The 23519-nt window shown below is 73.4% G+C and carries 21 protein-coding genes and 1 tRNA gene; 9 read left to right on the top strand and 13 right to left on the bottom strand.

The annotated features are described in order from the left end of the window. Positions 1–6: 6 nt before the first annotated feature. The 4 genes from ACZ4V6_RS26025 to ACZ4V6_RS26040 form a co-directional block, all read right to left on the bottom strand. Positions 7–753, bottom strand: coding sequence for a DUF6227 family protein (locus ACZ4V6_RS26025; protein ID WP_467831816.1), 747 nt, complete (start codon positions 751–753; stop codon positions 7–9). A gap of 187 nt (positions 754–940) precedes the next feature. Further along, positions 941–2170 carry a L,D-transpeptidase gene (locus tag ACZ4V6_RS26030; protein WP_467831818.1) on the bottom strand — a complete coding sequence of 410 codons (1230 nt, stop codon included), beginning with the start codon at positions 2168–2170 and terminating at the stop codon, positions 941–943. 181 nt (positions 2171–2351) lie between these two features. Further along, a complete protein-coding gene (locus ACZ4V6_RS26035) occupies positions 2352–3395 on the bottom strand; it encodes a P1 family peptidase (RefSeq protein WP_467831819.1) in 1044 nt (347 codons plus the stop codon). A gap of 94 nt (positions 3396–3489) precedes the next feature. Beyond that, positions 3490–4722, bottom strand: coding sequence for a low temperature requirement protein A (locus ACZ4V6_RS26040; RefSeq protein WP_467831821.1), 1233 nt, complete (start codon positions 4720–4722; stop codon positions 3490–3492). Between the two features lie 63 nt (positions 4723–4785). Here ACZ4V6_RS26040 and ACZ4V6_RS26045 point away from each other — a divergent pair, with 63 nt between their 5' ends. Next, positions 4786–4962 carry a hypothetical protein gene (locus tag ACZ4V6_RS26045; RefSeq protein ID WP_077800077.1) on the top strand — a complete coding sequence of 59 codons (177 nt, stop codon included), beginning with the start codon at positions 4786–4788 and terminating at the stop codon, positions 4960–4962. A 40-nt stretch (positions 4963–5002) separates the two neighbouring features. Here ACZ4V6_RS26045 and mscL read toward each other — a convergent pair whose 3' ends face one another. From mscL to ACZ4V6_RS26075, 6 genes are all read right to left on the bottom strand, one after another. Next, positions 5003–5473, bottom strand: coding sequence for a large conductance mechanosensitive channel protein MscL (gene mscL, locus ACZ4V6_RS26050; RefSeq protein ID WP_467831824.1), 471 nt, complete (start codon positions 5471–5473; stop codon positions 5003–5005). A 111-nt stretch (positions 5474–5584) separates the two neighbouring features. Next, positions 5585–6091, bottom strand: a complete 507-nt coding sequence (locus tag ACZ4V6_RS26055; RefSeq protein WP_467832017.1) for an RcpC/CpaB family pilus assembly protein — start codon at positions 6089–6091, stop codon at positions 5585–5587. Between the two features lie 302 nt (positions 6092–6393). Continuing rightward, positions 6394–7236 carry an S-methyl-5'-thioadenosine phosphorylase gene (locus ACZ4V6_RS26060; RefSeq protein ID WP_467831826.1) on the bottom strand — a complete coding sequence of 281 codons (843 nt, stop codon included), beginning with the start codon at positions 7234–7236 and terminating at the stop codon, positions 6394–6396. Positions 7237–7322: 86 nt separating this feature from the next. Next, positions 7323–7646, bottom strand: a complete 324-nt coding sequence (locus ACZ4V6_RS26065; protein ID WP_467831829.1) for an FmdB family zinc ribbon protein — start codon at positions 7644–7646, stop codon at positions 7323–7325. Between the two features lie 67 nt (positions 7647–7713). Continuing rightward, positions 7714–9024, bottom strand: a complete 1311-nt coding sequence (locus ACZ4V6_RS26070; protein ID WP_467831831.1) for an MFS transporter — start codon at positions 9022–9024, stop codon at positions 7714–7716. A 244-nt stretch (positions 9025–9268) separates the two neighbouring features. After that, positions 9269–10828: a potassium/proton antiporter gene (locus ACZ4V6_RS26075; RefSeq protein ID WP_467831834.1), complete on the bottom strand. Its 1560-nt coding sequence runs from the start codon at positions 10826–10828 to the stop codon at positions 9269–9271. A 222-nt stretch (positions 10829–11050) separates the two neighbouring features. Here ACZ4V6_RS26075 and ACZ4V6_RS26080 point away from each other — a divergent pair, with 222 nt between their 5' ends. Then, entirely contained in the window at positions 11051–13828 is a 2778-nt protein-coding gene (locus ACZ4V6_RS26080) for a penicillin acylase family protein (RefSeq protein ID WP_467831837.1), read from the top strand. A 72-nt stretch (positions 13829–13900) separates the two neighbouring features. Here the strand turns inward: ACZ4V6_RS26080 and ACZ4V6_RS26085 are convergent, their stop codons facing one another. Next, complete coding sequence (locus tag ACZ4V6_RS26085; RefSeq protein ID WP_467831841.1) at positions 13901–14455, bottom strand: 5-formyltetrahydrofolate cyclo-ligase; 555 nt, start codon at positions 14453–14455, stop codon at positions 13901–13903. 152 nt (positions 14456–14607) lie between these two features. On the opposite strand from ACZ4V6_RS26085, the gene galU reads away from it, so the two are divergent. The 7 genes from galU to ACZ4V6_RS26120 all read left to right on the top strand — a co-directional run bounded on the left by galU (position 14608) and on the right by ACZ4V6_RS26120 (position 20207). Beyond that, positions 14608–15510: a UTP--glucose-1-phosphate uridylyltransferase GalU gene (gene galU / locus ACZ4V6_RS26090; RefSeq protein WP_467831843.1), complete on the top strand. Its 903-nt coding sequence runs from the start codon at positions 14608–14610 to the stop codon at positions 15508–15510. Between the two features lie 5 nt (positions 15511–15515). Then, positions 15516–16865 carry a molybdotransferase-like divisome protein Glp gene (gene glp / locus ACZ4V6_RS26095; protein WP_467831846.1) on the top strand — a complete coding sequence of 450 codons (1350 nt, stop codon included), beginning with the start codon at positions 15516–15518 and terminating at the stop codon, positions 16863–16865. A gap of 85 nt (positions 16866–16950) precedes the next feature. Beyond that, positions 16951–17463: a cyclic pyranopterin monophosphate synthase MoaC gene (gene moaC, locus ACZ4V6_RS26100; RefSeq protein WP_467831849.1), complete on the top strand. Its 513-nt coding sequence runs from the start codon at positions 16951–16953 to the stop codon at positions 17461–17463. Then, on the top strand, positions 17460–17999 hold the full coding sequence (locus ACZ4V6_RS26105; RefSeq protein ID WP_467831851.1) for a MogA/MoaB family molybdenum cofactor biosynthesis protein: 540 nt from the start codon (positions 17460–17462) through the stop codon (positions 17997–17999). The genes moaC and ACZ4V6_RS26105 overlap by 4 nt, the downstream gene beginning before the upstream one ends. A gap of 26 nt (positions 18000–18025) precedes the next feature. Beyond that, positions 18026–18658 carry a GNAT family N-acetyltransferase gene (locus ACZ4V6_RS26110; protein ID WP_467831853.1) on the top strand — a complete coding sequence of 211 codons (633 nt, stop codon included), beginning with the start codon at positions 18026–18028 and terminating at the stop codon, positions 18656–18658. A gap of 172 nt (positions 18659–18830) precedes the next feature. Then, on the top strand, positions 18831–20048 hold the full coding sequence (gene sepX, locus ACZ4V6_RS26115) for a divisome protein SepX/GlpR (RefSeq protein ID WP_467831856.1): 1218 nt from the start codon (positions 18831–18833) through the stop codon (positions 20046–20048). Positions 20049–20133: 85 nt separating this feature from the next. Further along, positions 20134–20207, top strand: a tRNA-Ala gene (locus tag ACZ4V6_RS26120). 79 nt (positions 20208–20286) lie between these two features. On the opposite strand, the gene ACZ4V6_RS26125 is transcribed toward ACZ4V6_RS26120, so the two are convergent. Together ACZ4V6_RS26125 and ACZ4V6_RS26130 are read right to left on the bottom strand one after the other, a co-directional pair. After that, complete coding sequence (locus tag ACZ4V6_RS26125; RefSeq protein ID WP_467831858.1) at positions 20287–22743, bottom strand: FtsX-like permease family protein; 2457 nt, start codon at positions 22741–22743, stop codon at positions 20287–20289. Then, on the bottom strand, positions 22737–23504 hold the full coding sequence (locus tag ACZ4V6_RS26130; protein ID WP_467832018.1) for an ABC transporter ATP-binding protein: 768 nt from the start codon (positions 23502–23504) through the stop codon (positions 22737–22739). The genes ACZ4V6_RS26125 and ACZ4V6_RS26130 overlap by 7 nt, the downstream gene beginning before the upstream one ends. Positions 23505–23519: the final 15 nt, after the last annotated feature.

Raw genomic sequence — 23519 nt, forward strand, 5'->3', positions numbered from 1 at the left:
GGCGGTTCAGGAAACCTGCGCCGCCCGGAGCTCCATGGCCCTGCGGGCCGCGTCCTCGCTGACGTACACCTCGCACATGTGCCGCCCGTCGGGCGTGGCCGTGTGCTCGACCTCCCACAGGGAGACCTCGGTGCCGTCCTGGAGCAGGAAGGCGTGCTCGTAGAGCGAGAAGCCGATCGCGGCGCGGCGCGTGCGGCCGGGGCCGCCGAAGGCCTGCGTGATCTGGTGCGCGGACGCCGTGGCCAGCAGGGCGGCGGTGTCCGCGCCGGGCCGGTCCGCGTTCTCCGCGCGGCGCAGCAGCCGGCGCGCGTGGTCCGCGGCACCGTCCTGGGCGTAGACGTGCCGCGGGGCGGGGACCGGCGGAAGCTGCACCGGCACCGGCAGTTCGAAGTCCGGTGTGTCCGGCGGCAGCGCCAGCCGGGCGGTGGCGGCGCGCAGCTCCTCCTCGTCGACGTACACCTCGTGCTGCGCCTCACCGCCCGGAGCGGTGTTGTGGACGAGCTCCCAGAGGGTGAGCGCCGAGCCGTCGGCGAGCAGCCACGTGTGCCGGTACGTCTCGCGGTGCAGCCCCGCGCTGTGGTGCGCGGAGTGCAGCGAACCGTCGTGCGCCAGCGCGCAGTCCAGTTGCCGTATCGTCTCGTCGGGCAGCTCGAACGAGTTCAGGCTGCGGCCGAGCAGTCGCATGAGGTGCTCCTCCGGAGACTCGGGCGACTCGGCTGGTTCGTACGCTGCCGTGTCGTACGGAACGCTCAAGGTTTCTCCCGGCGTCGCTGCATGTCACCTGGTGGGTGCATACCGTAGCCCCTCGGTAGGACATCGTGTTCGGGATCCGGGAAAACATACGCGCGAAAAACGCGCGGGTCGCGCGAGAAGTTCCCGCGAGACCCGGCGGATCGTCAGAAAACGCTGCTCGGAGGCCGGTCGGCCGGTGCCGGCGGGATCAGACGGCGCTGCCCGCGACCCACTCGCTCCAGCCCATGTTCCAGCCGTTGAGGCCGTTGTCGGGCGCGATCGTGTCGTCCGGGGAGTTCTCGACGACGACGACGTCCCCGATGAGCGAGTGGTCGTAGAACCACTTGCTCGGCGTGTCGCCCTGGCCGCCCCGCACGTCCCGCAGCCCCACGCAGCCGTGGCTGGTGCCCTGGCGGCCGAAGGGCGGATTGCCCGGCAGGTACCAGTAGTTGCCGTGGATGAACGTGCCGCTGGTGCTCAGCCGCATCGCGTGCGGCACGTCCGGGATGTCGTACTCGCCGCCGAAGCCGACCGTCGAGCCGTCCATGTGCGTCTGGAGGGACTTCTCGGAGATCACCATCTTGCCGTTGTACGTCGGGTTCTCGGCGCTGCCCGCGGAGATCGGGATCGACTTGACCGTCGCGCCGTCGCGCACCACCGTCATGGTCTGCGTGTTCACGTCGACCGTGGAGACCTGCGAGCGGCCCACGGTGAAGGTGACGGTCTTCTTCTGCACGCCGAAGACGCCGTTCGCGCCCTCCACCCCGTCCAGGTCGATCTTCATCGTGACCTTGGAGCCGGCCTTCCAGTAGTCGTCGGGCCGGAAGTCGAGCCGCTGCGAGCCGAACCAGTGCCCGACCACCTCCTGCCCGCTGCTGGAGGTGACCGAGATGTGCGACTGCACGGCCTTCTTGTCGTCGATCTCCTTGTCGAACGTGAACGACACCGGCATGCCCACCCCCACCGTGGCACCCCCGTCCGGGGTGTAGGTGCCGATGAAGCTGTTGTCCGAGGAGACGGTGGTGAAGGTGGAGTCGGCCGCGGCCGGCAGACCGTTCGCGTCCTTCGCGGTCGCGCTGATCCGGTACTTCGTGCCGCGCTCCAGCCGCTCCTTCGGCTTCCAGCTCGTGCCGTCGGCGGACACCGAGCCCGGTACGGCCGTCCCCGTCCCCGCCACCGTCATCCTCACGTCGGTCAGCCTGCCGTCGCTGACCTTCACGCCGGTCGCGTTGACCGACGCGCCGGTCGACCCGTCCTTCGCGGAGATCACGACCTTCGCCTCGGAGGTCTTGACCGAACCGGTGCCGTCCTTGCCGTCGCCGCCGCTCCCGCCGTCGGCGCCGGCACTGCCGCCGCAGGCGGTGAGGGTCAGGGCGCCGGCCACGAGGGCGGCACAGGCCACCAGTGCACGACGCGCTGATATGTCCTGCGTTATCACGGGATGCTCCAGGTTCGGGTGATGTGCCTATCCGCTTCGGCCCTGAAGAGCGGACCGGCGGCCGACGGGGTTCCCGCCGATCGTCGGAAAAGCCGATCAGTGACAGAACCGCGACAATCAGCCCCGCGCACCCGGCACTTGCCCCCGCCCGGACGCCCGCTCCCCCCGGGCACCCGTCCCGCTACGGCACTTCGCGCGGGCTCCCGTACAACTCGCCGTACGAGGGCCACGGTCCGCCCGGCCCGTCCACCGGACCGGCGGCGCGTACCGCGCGCACGATCGCCCGCGTCACCACGTCCGCGCCCGCCGCCAGCACCTCGTTCAGCGCGAGCGGCCGCGCCGCGTCGAGCGGGCGCCCGCCGGTGGCCAGGGCGAACACCGTGTCCCCGTCGTTGAGCAGGTGCACCGGCCGCACGGCACGCGCGATGCCGTCGTGCGCCGTGCCGGCCAGCTTCTGCGCCTGGGCCTTGGACAGCCCCGCGTCGGTGGCGACCACGGCGAGCGTGGTGTTGAGCGGAGGCGGTGCGTCGCGCGCCGCGACCTCGGCCAGGCGCCGCCGCGCCGCCTCGTGCACGTCCGCCGCCGGGTACTCCACGCGCCGTCCCCGGAACAGCTCCCCGTACAGCACCCCCGTCTCCGGGTCCATGGCCGAGCCCGCGGCGTTGGCCACCACCAGCGCGGCCACCGTGACGCCCGAGTCCAGCAGGGTGCTCGCGGTGCCGACCCCGCCCTTCAGGAGCCCCACCACGGCTCCCGTGCCAGCCCCGACGCCCCCCTCGGCCACCCGCGCACCCGGTGCGCTCGCGTCCGCCGCCTCGACGGCCGCCCGGCCGGTGGCCGCGTCCGGCCTGGCCCGGAAGTCGCCGCCGCGCCCCAGGTCGAAGACGCAGGCGGCGGGCACCACCGGCACCACGTGCGCCGGATCGGGTCCGACGCGCACCCCGCGTCCCCGCTCCTCCAGCCAGGCCATCACCCCGGACGCCGCGTCGAGTCCGTAGGCGCTGCCACCGGTCAGCACCACCGCCTCGACCCTCTGCACCACGTTGCGCGGATCGAGCGCGTCGGTCTCCTTGGTGCCGGGACCGCCGCCGCGCACCTCCACGGCGGCGACCGCCCCGCCCTCCGGCGCGAGCACCACCGTCGTACCCGTGAGCCACCCGTCGCCGATGCGTGTCGCGTGCCCCACCCGCACTCCGGCGACGTCCGTCAATGCGTCCACTGTCATGCCCCCAGTGTCGGCCGGGTCCCCGGCGGGACGGCGGCGGCGGGCGGGCCCGGCGGGACGGCGGCCGGAACCGGGCGGCGGCCGGCGGGAGGACTCAGGAGGCCGGGGCCGTCGTCCCCCGCTCCGGCACGTCCGCGCGGGCCGTCAGCGCCACCCCGGTCGCCACCGTCAACGCCAGCACGACACCCGCCACGAGCACCGCCGCGTCCGCGAGGAACGTGCAGCCGACCACCAGCACCGCGGCGACCGGCAGCACCAGTTGCTGCGCGATGCCCACCTTGAAGTGACGCGCGTGCAGCACCCAGACCGTGAGCAGGAACACCGCCGTCGGCAGGGTCACCGCGGCGGACGCCGCGAGGGTGGAGATGTGCGCCTTGCCGACCGCCTGTTCCACCGCCACCTCCAGCCCCGCCCCGATCGCCGCCGCCGAGGCGAAGACCAGGTAGTGGCCGTAACCCCACACGAACGCCTGCCTGCTGGAGCGCAGGTGCCCGTGGACGGGCACCACGAAGTAGATCCACCAGGCGGCGAAGACGATCAGCAGCCCGCCCACCGCGATCGGCAGCAGCTCGTCCAGCGCGTCGTTCTCGTCGATGCCCGACTTCACCGCCACCGTGGCCGCGGCGATGGTCTCGCCGAGCACGATGATCGTGAACAGCCCGTACCGCTCGGAGATGTGGTGCGGGTGCCAGGACGACTGGTGCTCCCTCTCCGCGAGCATCGGCACGCACAGCTCCAGCACCGCCATCACCAGGAACACCCACGCCCGGCCGGCGTCCGGCACGAACAGCAGCCCCACCCAGCCGATCTGGCAGAGCAGCACGCCGGCGGCGTACCTCAGGGTCATCGTCCGCTCCGCCGGCCCGGCACCGCGCGACGCCCGCAGCCACTGGACCGTCATGGCGAGCCGCATGATCACATAGCCCACGACGATGACCAGGAAGTCGTGGTCCTCGAAGGCCCGGGAGACTCCGGCGGCGAGGACCAGGACTCCGGCGATCTGCACCAGGGTGACGATCCGGTAGAGCACGTCGTCGTTGTCGTAGGCGGAGGCGAACCAGGTGAAGTTCATCCACGCCCACCAGATGGCGAAGAAGACCATCGCGTAGTCGAGGACCCCCTGGCCGGCGTGCCCCTCCGCGACGGCGTGCACCAGCTGGACGCCCGCCTGGGCGACGGCCACGACGAAGCACAGGTCGAAGAAGAGCTCCAGCGACGAGGCGACGCGATGGGACTCGTGACGGGACCGGGCCGTGAGCCTGCGCAGCGGCCGGGGGCCGGCGGGCGGGGCGGAGGGCCCGGACGGGGGAGTGGGACTGGACATCATGGGTCCCAGCACAGCAGAGACGAGACGGGAGTGCTCACGCGGGGCGGGCCGTACCCTGGAGCCATGAGCACCGCCCCCGAACCCGAGCCGCGCGCGCCGAAGCCCGCGCTGGTCTTCGACGACCCGCTCGACCAGCAGTCCTCCGACGACACCGACCGGGGATGGGGCGAGCGGCCCGAGGCCGACAGCGCGGCCGACCTGAAGCGTTTCCTCGACGAGAAGCCGCCCCACCACCTGTGAGCCGCGCGGGCGGACGCCCGCCGCCGGCGGCCCGTCCCCGCTACGTGCGATCGTGGTCCGGCCCGCGCTGCGCGACCAGGGCGTCGCGGATCTCCTTGAGCACCTCCAGCTCGGACACCTCGACGACCTCCTGCGTGCCCTCCCGGGCCTTGCGGCGAGCCTCCTGGTGGGCCAGGTACCTGGACATCGGCAGGACCATCAGGAAGTAGACGACGGCCGCCGTGATCAGGAACGTGAGGGTGGCGCCGAGCACCGAACCCCACAGGATCCGCACGCCGGTCGCGCTGTCGCCCGTACCGGTGCACGGGCCCTTGAGGCAGGAGCTGTAACTGTCCAGGTTCTGCGTGCCGAACGCGCCGACCAGCGGATTGATGATTCCCTTCACCACCGAGTTGACGATGTTGGTGAAGGCGGCGCCGATGACCACCGCGACCGCCAGATCGACGACGTTCCCGCGCATCAGGAAGGCCTTGAAGCCCTGCCAGACGCCCGGATCCTTCTTCGCGCTCACCTCGGGGACACTCCTCACACGACCAGGTTGTAGAACAAAACGCTCCGCAACCTACGCCGACGCCCGGCGGGGCTGTCCAGCTCGCCCCCTCGAACGAGGGACTCGACGGGCTCAGCACACCGTCACCGCCAGCCGCGCCCGGACCCCCGCGCCGACCAGCCGGTGCGCGGTGGCGGGCGGCACCGACAGCACGATCAGCGCCCCGGTCCCCGGGCCCTCGGCGTCCGGCGCACCGGTCTTCGGCGCCCCGGCGACCGACTCCGGCACCTTCAGCACCCGTGCCCCCCGCGCGATCACGGAGGCTCCGCCCGCGCCCTCCTCGGACGCGACGACGTCGACCCGGTCGCCCGGCGCCAGCAGTCGCACCGTAGCGGCGTCGGCGATCCGCACGGGCGCCGCCACCGGCCGCGTCGCCGGCCGCTCGCGCGCCCGGTCGGTCACCGGATGCCCGCGCGCCCGGCCGCCGTCCTGCGCCCCGCCGCCCGGATGCGGGCCCGCCGCCACCAGCGCCGCGGCGGCGACCGCGAGACCGGCGGACACGGCACGCCGGCGGTGCCGTACGAGCCGGTGCAGCTGGTGACGTCCGCCGCGCACCCGCACGGGAGCGAAGTGCGGCACCTCGCGGAGGGGAGGGGCGTCGGCGCCGAGCGGCTGGGGGAAGGGAACGGCGGAACGGGACACGGTGACCACCACCTGTGACGAGGGACCGGCTTGCGGACCCACGATGAGGCCTCTCGCCGTCTCCCGCCGGAGCCCGTGGACCACCGGCCGGTTGTGGAAAAACCCCTCACCCGATCCGGCCGTTCCGCCTGCGTGCCCCCGACCCCGGCCCCAGACCCCAGGCCCACCCCCCCAGCCCCGACCCCCGGCCGCCTACGCGCCCCCGGGCCCCAGGCCCCAGGCCCCGGTCCCCGGAACCCCTAGGGCAGCGCGATCCCCGGGTCCATCCCGCCCAGCGCCTGCCCGCACCGGCAGTCCCGCTCCCCGGCCGCCGGCAGCGCCGCCACCGCGTCGAACAGCACGCCCCGCAGCCGGTCCACGTTCGCGGCGAACACCCGCAGCACCTCCTCGTGCGAGACGCCCTCACCGCTCTCGGCCCCGGCGTCGAGATCGGTGACGAGCGTCAGCGAGGTGTAGCAGAGCTCCAGTTCACGGGCGAGCGCCGCCTCCGGGTGGCCGGTCATGCCGACCACCGACCAGCCCTGCGCCCGGTGCCACGACGACTCCGCACGGGTCCCGAAGCGGGGCCCCTCGACCACGACCAGGGTGCCGCCGTCCACCGGCTCCCAGTCCCGCCCCCGCGCCGCCTTCAGCGCGGCCGCCCGCCCGGCGGGGCAGTACGGGTCGGCCAGCGACACGTGCACCACGTTGGGCACCGTGCCGTCGGGCAGCGGCGTCCCGTCGAAGTACGTCGACGGGCGGGACCGCGTCCGGTCGACGAACTGGTCCGGCACCAGCAGCGTGCCCGGCCCGTACTCGGGGCGCAGTCCGCCCACCGCGCACGGACCGAGGACCTGGCGCACGCCGACCGAGCGCAGCGCCCACAGGTTGGCCCGGTAGTTGATCCGGTGAGGCGGCAGATGGTGGCCGCGCCCGTGCCGGGGGAGGAAGGCGACCCGCCGGCCGGCGACCTCGCCGAGGAAGAGGGATTCGCTGGGCGGCCCGTACGGGGTGTCCACCCGGACCTCGGTCACGTCGTCGAGGAACGAGTAGAGACCGGAGCCGCCGATCACGCCGATCTCGGCGTGCGCCTTGTTCGCCATGCCCGCACCCTAACCGCCCCCGGACCCCGGGAGGGAACGCCGAAGACCCTGCCGTCGTCCGACGGCAGGGTCTTCGGTGACGAGCCCTATGCGGCGGTGGTGCTCGAGGAGGAGCTGCCGGAGCTCGACGACGAGGACGACGAACCGGCGCTCGAGGACGAGGACGAGTCCGAGGACGACGAGGAGGAGCTCGACGACTTCGAGGACGACGCCGGCGAGCTGCTGGACGAGCTGCCGCGGCTGTCGTTGCGGTAGAAGCCGGAGCCCTTGAAGACGATGCCGACCGCCGAGAACACCTTCTTCAGGCGCCCCTTGCAGTTCGGGCACTCGGTCAGGGCGTCGTCGGTGAACTTCTGCACCGCCTCGAGGCCCTCGCCGCACTCGGTGCACTGGTACTGGTACGTCGGCACTGTCTTCCTCCTGGCACTCTCACTCGATGAGTGCTAACGACGATCCATAGTGACGTATTCCGGGGGTTCAGTCCACTGCGGCGGGCGTGCGGTGACCGACGCCACGTGCGACCGTCCGGCCGCGGGGCGGTGCCGCGAGGCTCGAGCGCAGGGTCACCAGCACCGCCAGGGCGAGCACCGTGCCGCCCATCGGCACCAGGAACCCGGCGCCGTCCCGGAACCGGTCCTCCAGCTGTCCGGCGACCGTGACGGCCGCCGCCTGGCCGAGCGCCACGGCGCCGGTCAGCCAGGTGAAGGCCTCGGTGCGGGCGCCCGCCGGGACCAGGTCGTCCACCAGCGTGTAGCCGGTGACCAGGGCGGGCGCGATGCACATGCCGACGAGCAGGCCGAGGCCGGCCAGCACGAGCACCGAGTGCGCGGCCCACAGGCCGGAGGCGGCCAGCGCGAGGGCGGTGTAGCCGACGAGGAGGCGGCGCTGCGGGGCCGCCTTCCAGGCGATGGCGCCGCAGGCCAGGCCGGAGAGCATGTTGCCCGCGGCGAAGACGCCGTACAGGACGCCGTTCATGCCGGGCTCGCCGATCGACTCGGTGAACGCGGCCAGCGAGACCTGCATGCCGCCGAAGACCGAGCCGATGCCCAGGAAGATCACCGCCAGCACGCGCACGCCGGGCACGCGCAGCGCCGGGACGTGCTCCTCGCGCGCGTGGCCGCCGTCCCCGCCGCCGACCCGCGGCTGGGTGCCCTTCTGCGCGGCGAACAGCAGACCGCCCACCAGGGTCAGCGCGGACTCGGTGACCAGTCCGGCGGCCGGGCCCACGCCCGTGCACAGGGCGGTCGCCAGCAGCGGGCCGAGGACGAAGGTCAGCTCGTCCGTGACCGACTCGAAGGCCGCCGCCGTGCTCATCAGCGGGGAACCCCCCAGCTTCACGCCCCAGCGGGCGCGCACCATGGGCCCGATCTGCGGCACCGAGGCGCCGGTGGGCACGGCCGCCGCGAACAGCGCCCACAGGGGGGCGTCCGAGAGCGCGAGGAGGGTCAGGGTCAGACCGGACAGGGTGTGCACGAGCACGCCCGGCAACAGGACGGCGCGCTGCCCGAAACGGTCGGCGAGCCGGCCGCTGTAGGGGGCGAACAGGGCCATGGAGACGCCGGTGACGGCGGCGGCGGCGCCCGCGACGCCGTACGAGCCGGTGGTGTGCTGCACGAGCAGCACGATGGAGATCGTCAGCATGGCGAACGGCTGGCGGGCCGCGAAGCCGGGAAGCAGGAACGTCCAGGCGCCGCGGGTGCGCAGCAGTTGTCCGTATCCGGGGCGGGAGGGCGCGGTGTGCCGCGTCTCCTCCGGCGACTTCTTCGACGGGGTGACCGTGGATGCCACGGCCGTGCCTTTCTGCCGCCTGGTAGCGCCGGTCCCGCCTCGTGGCTGTCGCCGTGCGGGAGCGCCGAGAGCTGTCCTCTTGCGCGGACTGCGGTAGATACCGGAGCCCGGCTCGCGGGGCGTTCCGGCCGCCATACGGTCGCGCCAGCTCTGCGTCAGGCAGAGTTGGTTCGATCAGGTGCCGCCTTCATCCTACAGGGGCCAAGAGGGCCGGCACCTGTGAAAGCGAGCACCCGGACCTCGCTCACCTGCTCTTCGCGCCGGTCTCCGTGGTGCCGAGCCAGCCGGCGAGCTTGCCGCCGTGGCCGACCGCGCGCAGCCGCGCCTCGGCCGCGTCCCGGACGGGGTCGGTGGCGACCACGAGGAGTTCGTCCCCGCGCCGCAGCCCCGTCGCCGGCAGCGGCACGAACGACTTGCCGTCCCGCACGACCAGCGTGACGGCGGAGCCGGCCGGCAGCCGCAGCTCGCTGATCTCGACGCCGTGCATCCTGGAGCCCTCGGGGATCGTGACGGACAGCAGGTGTCCGCGCAGCCGCTCCAGGGGCGCCGACTCGATGCCGAGGTCGGCGGCCTCGTCGTCCTTGCCCAGGTGGAGCTTGCCGGCCAGCCAGGGCAGGGTCGGGCCCTGGACCAGGGTGTAGACGACGACCAGGACGAAGACGACGTTGAAGATCCGGCGGCTGCCCTCGACGCCCTCCACCATGGGGATGGTGGCGAGGATGATGGGCACGGCGCCGCGCAGCCCGGCCCAGGACATCAGGGCCTGTTCCTGCCAGGGCACCCGGAAGGGCAGCTGGCACAGCACGACGCTCAGCGGCCGGGCCACCATGGTCAGCACCAGTCCGATGACCAGGGCGGGGACGACGTCGTCACCGAGTTCGTGCGGGGTGACCAGCAGGCCGAGCAGGACGAACATGCCGATCTGGGCGAGCCAGCCGAGCCCGTCGGCGAAGCCGCGGGTGGCGGGCCAGTGCGGAAGCCGGGCGTTGCCCATGACCATCGAGGCCAGGTAGACGGCGAGGAAGCCGCTGCCGTGCGCCATGGCGCCGGCCGCGTAGGCGGTGACGGCGATGGCCATGACGGCGATCGGGTACAGGCCGGAGGCGGGCAGCGCCACGTGCCGCAGCCCCCACGAGCCCAGCCAGCCCACCGCGAGTCCGATGGCGGCGCCGATGGCCAGCTCCAGGGCGATCTCGCCGAGCAGCACGTACCAGTGCTCGATCGGTCCGGCCGTGGAGAAGGCGACGACGAGGATGACCACCGGGGCGTCGTTGAAGCCCGACTCGGCCTCCAGCGTGCCCGTTATGCGTGCGGGCAGGGGGATCCTGCGCAGGACCGAGAAGACCGCCGCCGCGTCCGTGGAGGACACCACCGCCCCGACGATCAGCGCCTGCCGCCACTCCAGCCCGGTCAGGTAGTGCGCGCCCGCGGCGGTCACGCCGACGCTCACCGCGACTCCGGCCAGCGCCAGCGCGGAGGCGGACGGCAGGACCGGTCTGATCTCCTTCCACTTCGTCCCCAGACCGCCCTCGGCCAGGATCACGACCAGGGCCGCGTACCCGATGACCTGCACCAGTTCGGCGTTGTCGAACTTGATGTGGCCGATGCCGTCCTGGCCCATGGCGATGCCGATGGCCAGGTAGACGAGCAGGCTGGGGAGTCCGCTGCGCGAGGAGATCCGGACCGCCGCGACGGCGATGAGCAGGACGAGCGAGCAGACGAGCAGGAGCTGGTTGAGGTGGTGGACAGTCAGCGGCCGTTCCCTTCCCTGGCGCACGGAGGAACCGCGCGCGTGAGCGCACATACATGGCACACGAGACCGCGGGAATCCGCGGCCGACTACTTCGTTACCTTACCTAACTCTTGACGATTTCTTGACGCTCGGCTTGGCAGGATCGAACGCCCGTGCGCGCCGGTACCCGACTCCGCGTCAAGGGGGAGTGGGCCCTGCGCCTACAGTTGCTCCAGCGTTCAGTACAAAGCACAGCCCGCCCCTGCCGCTCGTGTTAGGACAGCAAGGACAGCGATGCCCCCCACCAACACCGCCTCTTCGGGTCAGCAGCCCGGCAAGTCCGGAAGGAAGAAGGGGCGCAAAGCACGCCTTCTCGTCCTCGTGCTGGTGCTGGCCATCATCGGCGGCCTCGCCTACGGGGCGTACTGGTCCGTCAGCACCGTCCGCGCCTCCTTCCCGCAGACCAAGGGCTCCGCCACGCTGGAGGGCCTGGCGGGCCCGGTCGACGTCAAGCGCGACGGCTACGGGATCCCGCAGATCTACGCCTCCTCCGAGGAGGACCTGTTCATGGCGCAGGGCTACGTCCAGGCGCAGGACCGGTTCTACGAGATGGACGTGCGCCGCCACATGACCTCCGGGCGCCTGTCGGAGATGTTCGGCAAGAGCCAGGTCGACAACGACGAGTTCCTGCGCACCCTGGGCTGGGACCGGGTGGCGAAGAAGGAGTACGACGAGAAGCTGTCGGCCTCCACGAAGAAGTACCTCCAGGCGTATTCCAAGGGGGTCAACGCCTATCTGGCGGGCAAGGACGGCGCGGACATCTCGCTGGAGTACGCGGCGCTCGGCTTCACCAACGACTACAAGCCGCAGGAGTGGACCCCGGTCGACTCCGTCGCCTGGCTGAAGGCGATGGCCTGGGACCTGCGCGGCAACATGCAGGACGAGGTCGACCGCGCCCTGATGACCAGCCGCCTGGGCCCCAAGCAGATCGCCGACCTGTACCCGGCGTACCCGTACAGCCGGAACAAGGCCATCGTCCAGGAGGGCCGGTACGACGAGCTCACCGAGACGTTCGAGGGCGGCGGCGACGGCTCCGCGGACGGCACGGGCACCGGCACGTCCGGCTCGGACACCGGCACGTCCGGCACCGGCACCGGTGGCGGCGGCGCCCTGGAGAGCCAGCTCGCGAGCCTGCAGAACGTCCTGGACGATCTGCCCACCGCCGTCGGCGTGAACGGCAACGGCATCGGCTCCAACTCCTGGGTCGTCTCCGGGGACCACACCATCACCGGCAAGCCGCTGCTGGCCAACGACCCGCACCTGTCGCCCTCGCTGCCCTCCGTCTGGTACCAGATGGGCCTGCACTGCCGCACCGTCTCCGCCAAGTGCCAGTACGACGTCACCGGCTACACCTTCGCGGGCATGCCCGGCGTCGTCATCGGCCACAACCAGGACATCGCCTGGGGCCTGACCAACTCCGGCGTCGACGTCACCGACCTGTACCTGGAGAAGGTCACCGGCGACGGCTACCAGTACGACGGCAAGATCGTGCCCTTCGAGACCCGCGAGGAGACCATCAAGGTCGCCGGCGGCAGGCCGAAGAAGATCGTCGTCCGCGAGACCGGCAACGGCCCCCTCCTGTCCGACCGCGACGACGAGCTGGTGAAGGTCGGCAAGAAGGCCACCGTCGGCAGCGCCGCGCCCGACCGCGCCGACGGCTACGGCGTCTCCCTGCGCTGGACGGCACTGGACGCGGGCACCACGATGGACGCCGTCTTCGCGATCGACCGGGCCAAGGACTGGGACGGCTTCCGCGAGGCCGCGGCCCTGTTCGACGTGCCCTCCCAGAACCTGGTCTACGCCGACACCGAGGGCCACATCGGCTACACGCTGCCCGGCAAGATCCCGGTGCGCGCCGAGGGCCACGACGGCTCCGTCCCGGCGCCGGGCTGGGACCCCAAGTACCGCTGGACCGGCAAGTACATCGACCAGGACGAGCTGCCCCACGAGTTCGACCCCGACCGCGGCTACATCGTCACCGCCAACCAGGCCGTGATCGACGAGGACGATTACCCGTACACCCTGACCACGGACTGGGGTTACGGCACCCGCAGCCAGCGGATCACCGCCCTGATCGAGCAGAAGATCAAGGACGGCGGCAAGATCTCCACGGACGACATGCGGCAGATGCAGCTCGACAACAGCAGCGAGATGGCCAAGCTGCTCGTGCCCCAGCTGCTCAAGATCGACGTCGCCGACAAGGACGTGCGCGAGGCGCAGAAGCTGCTGGAGGGCTGGGACTACACCCAGGACGCCGACTCGGCAGCCGCCGCCTACTTCAACGCGGTCTGGCGCAACATCCTCAAGCTCGCCTTCGGCAACAAGCTGCCCAAGGAGCTGCGGGTCGAGGGCCAGTGCCTGTGGGTCGACCCGGTCAACAGCACCGGGCCCGCGGACGAGATCAGCAAGGTCTACGAGTGCGGTCAGCGCGCCGCCGACCAGGCGCAGCCGGACGGCGGCGACCGCTGGTTCGAGGTCGTCCGCACGCTGATGGACGACCCGAAGAGCGACTGGTGGACGACGCCCGCGAACGGCACCCGCAAGGGCGCCGACCACAACCGCGACGACCTGTTCAAGCGCGCCATGGCCGACGCCCGCTGGGAGCTGACCGCCGAACTCGGCAAGGACATCGACACCTGGAACTGGGGCCGGCTGCACCGCCTGTTCCTGGAGAACCAGACCCTCGGCACCGAGGGCCCCGGCTTCGTGAAGTACGTGCTGAACCGCGGCCCGTGGAAGCTCAGCGGCGGCGAGGCGGCGGTCAACGCCACCGGCTGGAACGCGGCCGGCGGCTACGGGGTGGTGTGGGTGCCGTCCATGCGGATGGTGGTCAACCTCGGCGACCTCGACAAGTCGCGGTGGATCAACCTCACCGGCGCCTCCGGCCACGCCTACAGCGCCCACTACACCGACCAGACGGACAAGTGGGCCGAGGGCGAACTGCTGCCGTGGTCCTTCTCCGCGAAGGCGGTCGACGACAGCACGAGCGACACCCTGGTGCTCAAGCCGTAGCGCCGCCGCCGGCACCGGGAACGGCCTCCACGCGTGCGTGGAGGCCGTTCTCCGTCTCCGGGGCGGGACGCGTCAGCGGAACCTGCGCACCCCCGACGGTGTCACCACCGCGTCCACCGGCCGGTCGTGCGGTTCCCCGGGGACGTGCGCGACGACCTCCCGGTCGTACAGCAGGACCAGCAGCGCGGGCCGCGCGCCCGCCCGTTCCAGGCGGGCGAGGACCCGGTCGTACGACCCGCCGCCGCGCCCCAGCCGCATGCCGCGTCCGTCGACCGCCAGGCCCGGCAGCAGCACGACGTCGGCGCCGGTCACCGCGTCCGGGCCGAGGCGCTCGCCGGCGGGTTCGTACAGGGCCATCCGCCCGCCGTGCCGCACGCGCGCGAGGGAGTCCTCCCCGGTGTAGACGCCCCAGTCCAGGTCGTTGTCGGGCAGCAGCGCCGGCAGCAGCACGCGCACGCCCCGCGCGCGCAGCGCGTCCAGCAGCGCGAGGGTGCCCGGTTCGGTGCCCACGGAGACGTACGCCGCCACGACGTCCGCCCCCGCGACCTCGGGCAGCGCGAGCGCACGTGAGGCCAGCGCGTCCGCGGCCTCGCGCACCTCGTCCGCCGTCAAACCGTCCCTCACCATGAGGAACTCCCGTCGCAGGGCCCGTTTGCCGGACCTGTCGGGATGTCCGCTGAACGTCAAAAGTCCCTCCTGTACCGTTCTCGTGTGCTCATATGAGCGCAGGCGATCCGGAGTTGCGGATTCTCCCGAAGTCACCGGATATGGTGGCGGGCATGACTCAGTCCCACTCCAGGATCAGCAAGGCTGTCATCCCCGCAGCCGGACTTGGTACCCGGTTCCTGCCGGCCACCAAGGCCACTCCCAAGGAGATGCTGCCGGTCGTCGACAAGCCGGCGATCCAGTACGTGGTCGAAGAGGCCGTCTCCGCGGGTCTCGGAGACGTCCTCATGGTCACGGGCCGCAACAAGCGCCCCCTCGAGGACCACTTCGACCGCAACTACGAGCTGGAGTCCGCCCTCCAGAAGAAGGGCGACGCCGGCCGGCTGGCCAAGGTCCAGGAGTCGAGCGACCTCGCCATGATCCACTACGTCCGCCAGGGCGACCCCAAGGGCCTCGGCCACGCCGTGCTGTGTGCCGCCCCGCACGTCGGCGACGAGCCCTTCGCGGTCCTGCTCGGCGACGACCTGATCGATCCGCGCGACCCGCTGCTGCAGCGCATGATCGACGTGCAGGCGCAGCACGGCGGCAGCGTCATCGCCCTCATGGAGGTCGAGCCCGAGCAGATCCACCTCTACGGCTGCGCCGCCGTCGAGGCCACCGAGGACGGCGACGTCGTCAAGGTGAGCGGACTGGTCGAGAAGCCCGACCCGGCCGACGCCCCCTCCAGCTACGCCGTCATCGGCCGTTACGTCCTCGACCCGCACGTCTTCGACATACTGCGCAAGACCGAGCCCGGCCGCGGCGGTGAGATCCAGCTCACCGACGCCCTCCAGCAGCTCGCGGAGGACGAGAAGGTCGGCGGTCCGGTGCACGGCGTCGTCTTCAAGGGCCGCCGTTACGACACCGGCGACCGCGGCGACTACCTGCGTGCCATCGTCAGGCTCGCGTGCGAACGTGAGGACCTGGGCCCCGACTTCCGGACCTGGCTCCGCAGTTACGTAGCCGAGGAGATGTAACGACGTTGAGCAGCGACGCGCCCCGTGACACCGGTCACGACCACGCCACCGCGGACTTCGGTCCCGACCGGCTGTGGTCGGTGCAGGACCACCTCGACGACATCCTCGCCACCGTCCGCCCCCTGGAGCCCATCGAGCTGAACCTGCTCGACGCCCAGGGGTGCGTCCTGGTCGACGACATCACGGTGCCTCTCTCGCTGCCGCCGTTCGACAACAGCTCCATGGACGGGTACGCGGTGCGGGTCGCCGACGTGGCGGGGGCCGGTGAGGAGTACCCCGCCGTCCTGGAGGTCGTCGGCGACGTCGCCGCCGGCCAGGCCGACCCGCCGTCCGTGGGCCCCGGCCAGGCCGCCCGCATCATGACCGGCGCCCCGCTGCCGCCCGGCGCCGAGACCGTCGTCCCCGTCGAGTGGACGGACGGGGGCCTCGGCGAGGGACCGGTCGCCGGGATGCGGGCCCGCAGCCTCGCCCCCGAGGGCGCCGAGGGACAGGTCCGCGTGTACCGGCCGGCCGGGGCGGGCGCGCACGTGCGCGCGGCGGGCAGCGACGTGAAGTCCGGCGACCGGGCCCTGGAGGCCGGAACGGTCCTCGGGCCGCCGCAGATCGCCCTGCTCGCCGCGATCGGGCGCGGCAGGGTCCGGGTGCACCCCCGCCCGCGCGTGGTGGTGCTGTCCACCGGCAGCGAACTCGTCCAGCCCGACGAGGAACTGGCCCACGGTCAGATCTACGACTCCAACAGCTTCGCCCTCACCGCCGCCGCCCGCGACGCCGGCGCCATCGCCTACCGCGTGGGCGCGGTCGCCGACGACGCCGAGACGCTGCGGAGCACCATCGAGGACCAGCTCGTCCGCGCCGACCTGATGGTCACCACCGGCGGGGTCAGCGTCGGGGCGTACGACGTGGTCAAGGAGGCCCTCGCCCACGTCGCCGACGAGGACGAGCCGGGCAGCGGCGTGGAGTTCCGCAAGCTCGCCATGCAGCCCGGCAAGCCCCAGGGCTTCGGCTCCATCGGTCCCGACCACACCCCGCTGCTCGCCCTGCCCGGCAACCCGGTGTCGTCGTACGTCTCCTTCGAGCTGTTCGTGCGCCCCGCGATCCGCAGGCTCATGGGCCTCGCCGACGTCCACCGCCCGACCGTCACCGCGACCCTCACCGCCGAGAAGGCGCTGACCTCGCCCAAGGGCCGCCGGCAGTTCCTGCGCGGTGCCTTCGCCGACGGATCGGTCACCCCGGTCGGCGGCGCAGGGTCCCACCTCGTGGCGGCCCTCGCGCACGCCGACGCGCTGATCGTCGTCCCCGAGGACGTCGCGTCGGTCGAGCCCGGCACCGAGGTCGAGGTGGTCCTGCTCCGCTGACCCCGCCCGGATGGCGGTACCGTGTCGCGCACAGCAGGCCCACGCGCCGCACCGCGCCGGGCCCGGACCGGGAGCGCCACACAGCATGAGCACGCACGACCGACCCACGCAGGACGGCCAGGACACGCAGGGCCGGCTGACGCACATCGACGAGGCGGGCGCCGCCCGCATGGTCGACGTGTCCGCCAAGGACGTGACCGCGCGCACCGCACGCGCCAGCGGACGCGTCCTGGTGGCGCCCCGCGTGGTCGAGCTGCTGCGCGGCGAGGGGGTCCCCAAGGGCGACGCCCTGGCCACCGCCCGGATCGCGGGCATCATGGGCGCCAAGCGCACCCCCGATCTGATCCCGCTCTGTCACCCCTTGGCGCTCTCCGGTGTGAAACTGGACCTGTCGGTCGCGGACGACGCCGTGGAGATCACCGCCACGGTGAGGACGACGGATCGCACGGGTGTCGAGATGGAGGCGCTCACCGCGGTCTCCGTCGCCGCGCTCACCGTGATCGACATGGTCAAGGCGGTCGACAAGGGAGCGGTCATCACGGACGTGCGCGTGGAGGAGAAGACGGGCGGCAAGTCGGGCGACTGGAGCCGGGGATGACACGGGAAGCGTCGGCGGGCGGTGCCCTGCCCGCAGCGTACAGCGCCCTGGTGGTCACCGCCTCCAACCGGGCCGCCGCCGGGGTCTACGAGGACAAGGGCGGCCCCCTGATCGCCGAGGGCCTGCGGCGCTTCGGCTTCGCCGTCGACGGCCCGCGGGTCGTCCCCGACGGCGACCCCGTCGAAGCGGCCCTGCGCGCGGGCGCCGAGGCGGGCTACGACGTGATCGTCACCACCGGCGGCACCGGCATCTCGCCCACCGACCGCACCCCCGAGGCGACCCGGGCGGTGATCGACCACGAGGTGCCGGGCATCGCGGAGGCCGTCCGGGCGTACGGCCGCGACAAGGTGCCCACCGCGGCGCTCTCCCGCGGTCTGGCCGGGGTGGCGGGCGGGACGCTGATCGTCAACCTGCCGGGTTCCACCGGCGGCGTGAAGGACGGCCTCGCGGTCCTGGAACCCTTGCTGAAGCACGCCGTGGACCAGCTCCGCGGCGGTGACCACGCCGGACCCGGCAGCAGCGGGGGTGTGAGCTGAACGGCCCGTCCTGGCCCGTCGAGCTGGTGGACGGCGACATCGTCCTCCGGCCCATAAAGCTGCGCGACCAGCGGGCGTGGCGCGAGGTCAACCGCCGCAACCGCGACTGGCTGCGCCCCTGGGAGGCGACCATTCCGCCGCCCGCGCCCGGCGGGCCGCTCGCGCACCGGCCGACGTACCGCCAGATGGTCCGGCACCTGCGGTCCGAGGCGAACGCCGGCCGGATGCTGCCCTTCGTCATCGAGTACCGGGGGCGGCTGGCCGGCCAGTTGACGGTGGCCGGGATCACCTGGGGCTCGATGTGCTCCGGCCACGTCGGCTACTGGGTGGACGAGGCGGTGGCCGGGCGCGGGGTGATGCCCACGGCCGTCGCGATGGCCGTGGACCACTGTTTCCGCACCGTCGGCCTGCATCGCGTCGAGGTCTGTATTCGCCCGGAGAACGGGCCCAGCCGCCGGGTCGTGGAGAAACTCGGATTCCGCGAGGAGGGCCTCAGGCCCCGTTATCTCCACATCGACGGCGGATGGCGCGACCATCTCGTGTTCGCGCTCACCGCGGAAGAGGTGCCGGAGGGGCTGCTGCGGCGCTGGCACCGGTCACGGGACCAAAGTGCGCGGAACAGCCCGGGCAATCCGGGTCCGGCCGAACACCGGAATTGAATAAACGTTCGAAATTGATCGGTCCGCGACCGTGCGGGAGCGGGTAATTCGCGACCTCGGCGGTCGGCTGGTGGCATCGGTCGTAAAAAAAGTTCGAAATATCAGCCGGATCGTGCGACACACCGGTCCAATTGGCGGATGGCCCCACGCAAACCCCTCTACCGTGTGAGGCGTGAGCAGCAGCGGCCTCATCTACGCAGTCATCGTCGGGGCCTGGGCCGCCTACTTGGTGCCGATGTGGCTCCGTAGGCAGGACGAGCTGAACGAAGCCCGTCCGACGGAACGCTTCAGCACCGCCATCCGGCTGCTGTCCGGACGGGCGGGCATGGAGCGCCGGTACGCCAAGGACCTGCGGTCGCGCTCCGCCGACGACGCGGAGCCCGACGCCGACGCCCCGGACGCCGTCACCGAATCGGTGGACGTCCGGGCCTTCGCCGTGTCCAAGACCCGTCGGCACACCCAGCCGGTCCCGCAGCACACCGAGGAGCGGCCCGCACCGGCCCGCGCCGAGACGGACGGACGCCCCGACCGCGACGGACCCGCGCAGGCCCCCGAGTCCGGTGCCGCACCGGCCCGCAGGCGGGTGCCCGCCGCCCGGCCCGCCCCGGGCTCACCGGCGGCGGCCCGCGCCCGGCGCATGAAGGTGCTCGCACGCCGCCGGCGCACCACCGTGATGCTCTTCCTGGCCTTCACGCTCGGCTCGGTGGTCGCCGCGGTCGGCGGACTGACGTTCCTGTGGGCGCCCGGCGTGCCCGCGGTGCTGCTCAGCGCCTACATCGCCTATCTGCGGTCCCAGGAACGCCGCCGGTTCGCCTTCCAGATGGACCGCCGTCAGGCCGAGGTCGCCGCACAGCGGCTGCGCGACCGCCAGCCGCGCCGGCGCGTCCCCGCCGACGCCGCCGGCGACCCCGGGGCCGAGGAGCCGGACGAGGTGCCCGACGCCGAACCCGACCCCGGGCTCTCCGCGCTCGCCGCGGACCGCCGGGCGCTGGTGGAGCAGACCGACCACGCCGAGTGGGTCGACCAGCAGCGCGAACGGCAGCGGCGGCCGGGCCAGGGCGACAGCTGGGACCCCGTGCCGGTCCCCCTGCCCACCTACGTCACCGCCCCGGTCGCCCCCCGCGCCACACCCGACGTGGACCTCGCGGCGCCCGACACCTGGAGCTCGGCCCGCTCCAGCGCGGTCACCCCGGACCGGACGGAGCGGGAGGACGCGGAGGATCGGACGGCACCGGACGGCACGGCCGGCCACGCCGAGGACCGGCCCGAGGACCCCGGCCGCAGCGACGTCCGCCGCGCCGCCTCCGCCCGCCGCGCCCGGGAGCGGGGCCGGACCCCGCTGTTCGACCAGTACGAGGACGGCGACCGCCCCCGCGCGGCCAACGAATAGCGCGCCCGGACCCCGCCCCCGGACGGGCTCCGGGAAGGGATTTTTGAGCAGGCCGATCGGGGTGCTAAAGTTTCACTCGTTGCAAGGGCCTGTGGCGCAGTCCGGTAGCGCACCTCGTTCGCATCGAGGGGGCCAGGGGTTCAAATCCCCTCAGGTCCACGCAGCATGAAGCCCCTGTCAGTGGTTACTGACAGGGGCTTCATCGTGTTCCCGGGAGCCGGGCCGGCCGCCCCGGGGCTCAGCCCGCCGCGCGGACTGACAGCCCCTCACCCGTCCCGCGCCGCAGCACCAGTGCCGCCGGGACCGTCGCCGCGAGCACGGCGACGACCGCGCACGCACCCGCCACCGCGCCCAGCGCCGGCCAGGGCAGCGCCGGCGGGACGGCCGGGGCCGACAGCAGGGCCAGGGCGCCCCGCATCCCGCACAGGTTCAGGACCGCCACCGCCACGCCCAGCACGGTGCCGACCGCCACCACCGTCAGCGACTCCGCCGCCACCAGCCGCAGCACCTGCCCCCGGGTGGCCCCCGCCAGCCGCAGGACGCCCAGGTCCCGCACCCGGTCGGAGGTCGCCATGACCAGGGTCGCCGCCAGCGAGATCCCCGCGTACAGCAGGACGATGCCCAGCACCAGCAGGAAACCCGCGCGCGAGGTGCCGTCCGTCCCCGGCGCCGTCGCGCTCAGCCACGCCTGCCGGGTCAGCACCCGCCCGCCCGAGGACCGCACCGCCTCCCGCAGCCCCGCCGCCACGGCGCCCCGGTCCGCGCCCCGCGCCACCGTCACCTCCACCCGGTCGACGGCCGCGCCCCGCGCGTTCGCCGGGGTGACGTACGCCCCGTTGTCACCGGTGCCGACCGGCATCACCGCCGCGATCCGCAGCGAGCGCCGGGTGCCGTCGCCGAGCCGGACCGTCACGCGCTGCCCCACGGTGTGCCGCTCCCACTCCTCGTCGACCACGATCGAGTCGTCGTCCAGGTCGGTGATCCGGCCGCCCGTCAACGGGATCCGCGCGGTCGCCGCCAGCGCCCCCGGGTCGGCCGCCCGGGCCTCGGAGCGGATCAGGGCCACGCCCTCCTCCACGACGTACACGGCGGTCGGCGCGGTCGCCGAGACGGCCGCCGTGCCGGGCACCGCGCGCAGCCGGCGCACCGCGTCCCGGCCGAGGCCGCCGTCCGCCGTCACCACCAGGTCCGCCACCGTGCGCTCCCGGGCCTCGGCCGCCCGCGCCCCGTCCAGCGTCGCCACCGCCCCCAGCAGCGAGCCGGTCAGCGCCACCGTCACCAGCACCGGCGCCGCGACGGACGCCGTGCGCCGCACGGACGCGGCGGCGTTCTCCCGCACCAGCGTCCCGCCCGCGCCCGGCAGCCGCGACGGTGCCCAGGCCAGCAGCCGGACCAGCGGGCGCACCGGCAGCGGGGCCAGCAACGCCACCGCCGTGATCAGCAGCATCGGCCGGCTCACGTACGTCTTGCGGTGCAGCAGGTCGCCCGGGTCGGTCAGCAGCGCCAAGGCCGACGTCACCGCCGCCGTCAGCAGCAGGGCCGCACCGCACAGCAGACGGCCCCGGGTCAGCGTCCCGGTGTCCACGGACGCCTCGCGCAGCGCCTCGGCCGGCCCGGTCCGCCCCGCCCGCCAGGACGCCGCCACCACCCCGCACAGGGCCACCAGCAGGCCCGTCCAGAAGGCCAGGTGATACGGCCACACCCGGTCGCCGATCGCGAACCAGCCGGGCGCCAGGCCCTGCCCCACCGTCCACGCCGCCACCTCCGGGGCCGCGCAAGCGCCCAGCACACAGCCCGTCGCCGAGGCGAGGACACCGACCAGCAGCGCCTCGGCGGCCACCAGCCGGCGCACCTGGCCCGGCGTCGCGCCCGCCGTGCGCAGCAGACCGAACTCCCGGCGCCGCTGCGCCACCATGAAGGAGAACGTCGACGCCACCACGAACACCGACACGAAGGCGGCCACCCCGCCCGCCGTCCCGAACAGGGCGTTCAGCGCCGTCACCGCCTCCCGGTCCCGGTCCGGGGCGGCGTCCGCCAGCCGTCGCGCCGCACCGGTCAGGACCCGGGCGCCGTCACCGGCCACCCGCCGCACGTCCGCCGGGTCCGCGTCCACCACCAGCTGCGTGCTCGACGGCGACAGCCGCGCCGCACGGGCGTCCGTGAAGAAGACGGCCCGCTCGAAGCCGAGGTCCCGCACCGTGCCGACGACGCGCACGGTGCCGTACGAGGTGTGCAGCCGCTCGCCCACGGCCGCCCGGCCGCCCGTGACCACCACCTCGTCGGCGGCCCCCGGCGCGCGTCCCGCGCTCAGCTCGTACGGGGCGAAGGCCGCCGTCGACCACGGGTGGCCCACCAGGGCGCCGCGCCCGCCCCCGACCCGTACGGGGAAGGCGCGGTCCTCGGTGACCGGGCCCAGCGCGCGCAGCGCCGCCACCGTACGGGCCGGTACCGGGCGGGGGTGCGCCAGCGGCTGCGTCCCGACGCCGTTCGCGGTCGGCACCCGCAGCGTGTCCGGCCCCCGCACCACCACGGGCGCCGCCGCGAACCGCTCCGGGGCGCGCTCGGGGGCGTCCTGCGAGGAGGCCAGGGCCAGGCCCGTCACGGTGAGCAGGGCGACGCCGAGCGCCAGGGCGACGAAGCTGCCGGCGAAGGCGGTCCAGCGGACGCGCAGGGTGCGCAGGGCGACGTTCAGCACGGCACGGCCTCCTGGCCCGCGGTCTCCAGCGCGGCCATCCGCGCCGCGATCCGGCCGGCCGGGGCGGCCGCCAGCTCGTCGTGCACCCGCCCGTCGACCAGGAACACGACCCGGTCCGCGTACGACGCGGCCAGCGGATCGTGGGTCACCATGACGACCGTGCGGCCGTCCTCGTCGACCATGCCCCGCAGCAGGGCCAGCACCTCGCGGCCGGTCCGCGAGTCGAGCGCGCCGGTCGGCTCGTCGCCGAACAGCACCTCGGGCCGGGTGATCAGCGCCCGGGCCAGCGCGACGCGCTGCTGCTGGCCGCCCGACAGCTCGGACGGGCGATGCCGGGCGCGCTCACCGAGCCCGACCCGCCGCAGCACCTCCCGCACCTCGGCCCCGCGCGGGCGCCGCCCGGCCAGGCGCAGCGGCAGCGCGACGTTCTGCTCGGCCGTCAGGGACGGCAGCAGGTTGAACGCCTGGAACACGAACCCGATCCGCTCCCGGCGCAGCAGCGTCAGCCGCCGCTCGCTCAGCGCGGTCAGTTCCGTCCCCCCGAGCCGCACCGAGCCCGAGGTGGGCCGGTCCAGGCCCGCCGCGCACTGCAGCAGCGTCGACTTGCCCGAGCCGGAGGGGCCCATGACGGCGGTGAAGGTGCCGGCCGGGAAGGCGAGCGTCACCCCGTCGAGCGCGGCCACCCGGCCACCGCCCGTCCCGTACCGCCTGCTCACGGAACGCAGTTCGACCGCACTGGTCCCCGTGCTCGCGATGCCCATGTCCTCCGCCGCCCC

The organism is Streptomyces sp. NPDC029152 (assembly GCF_055564355.1).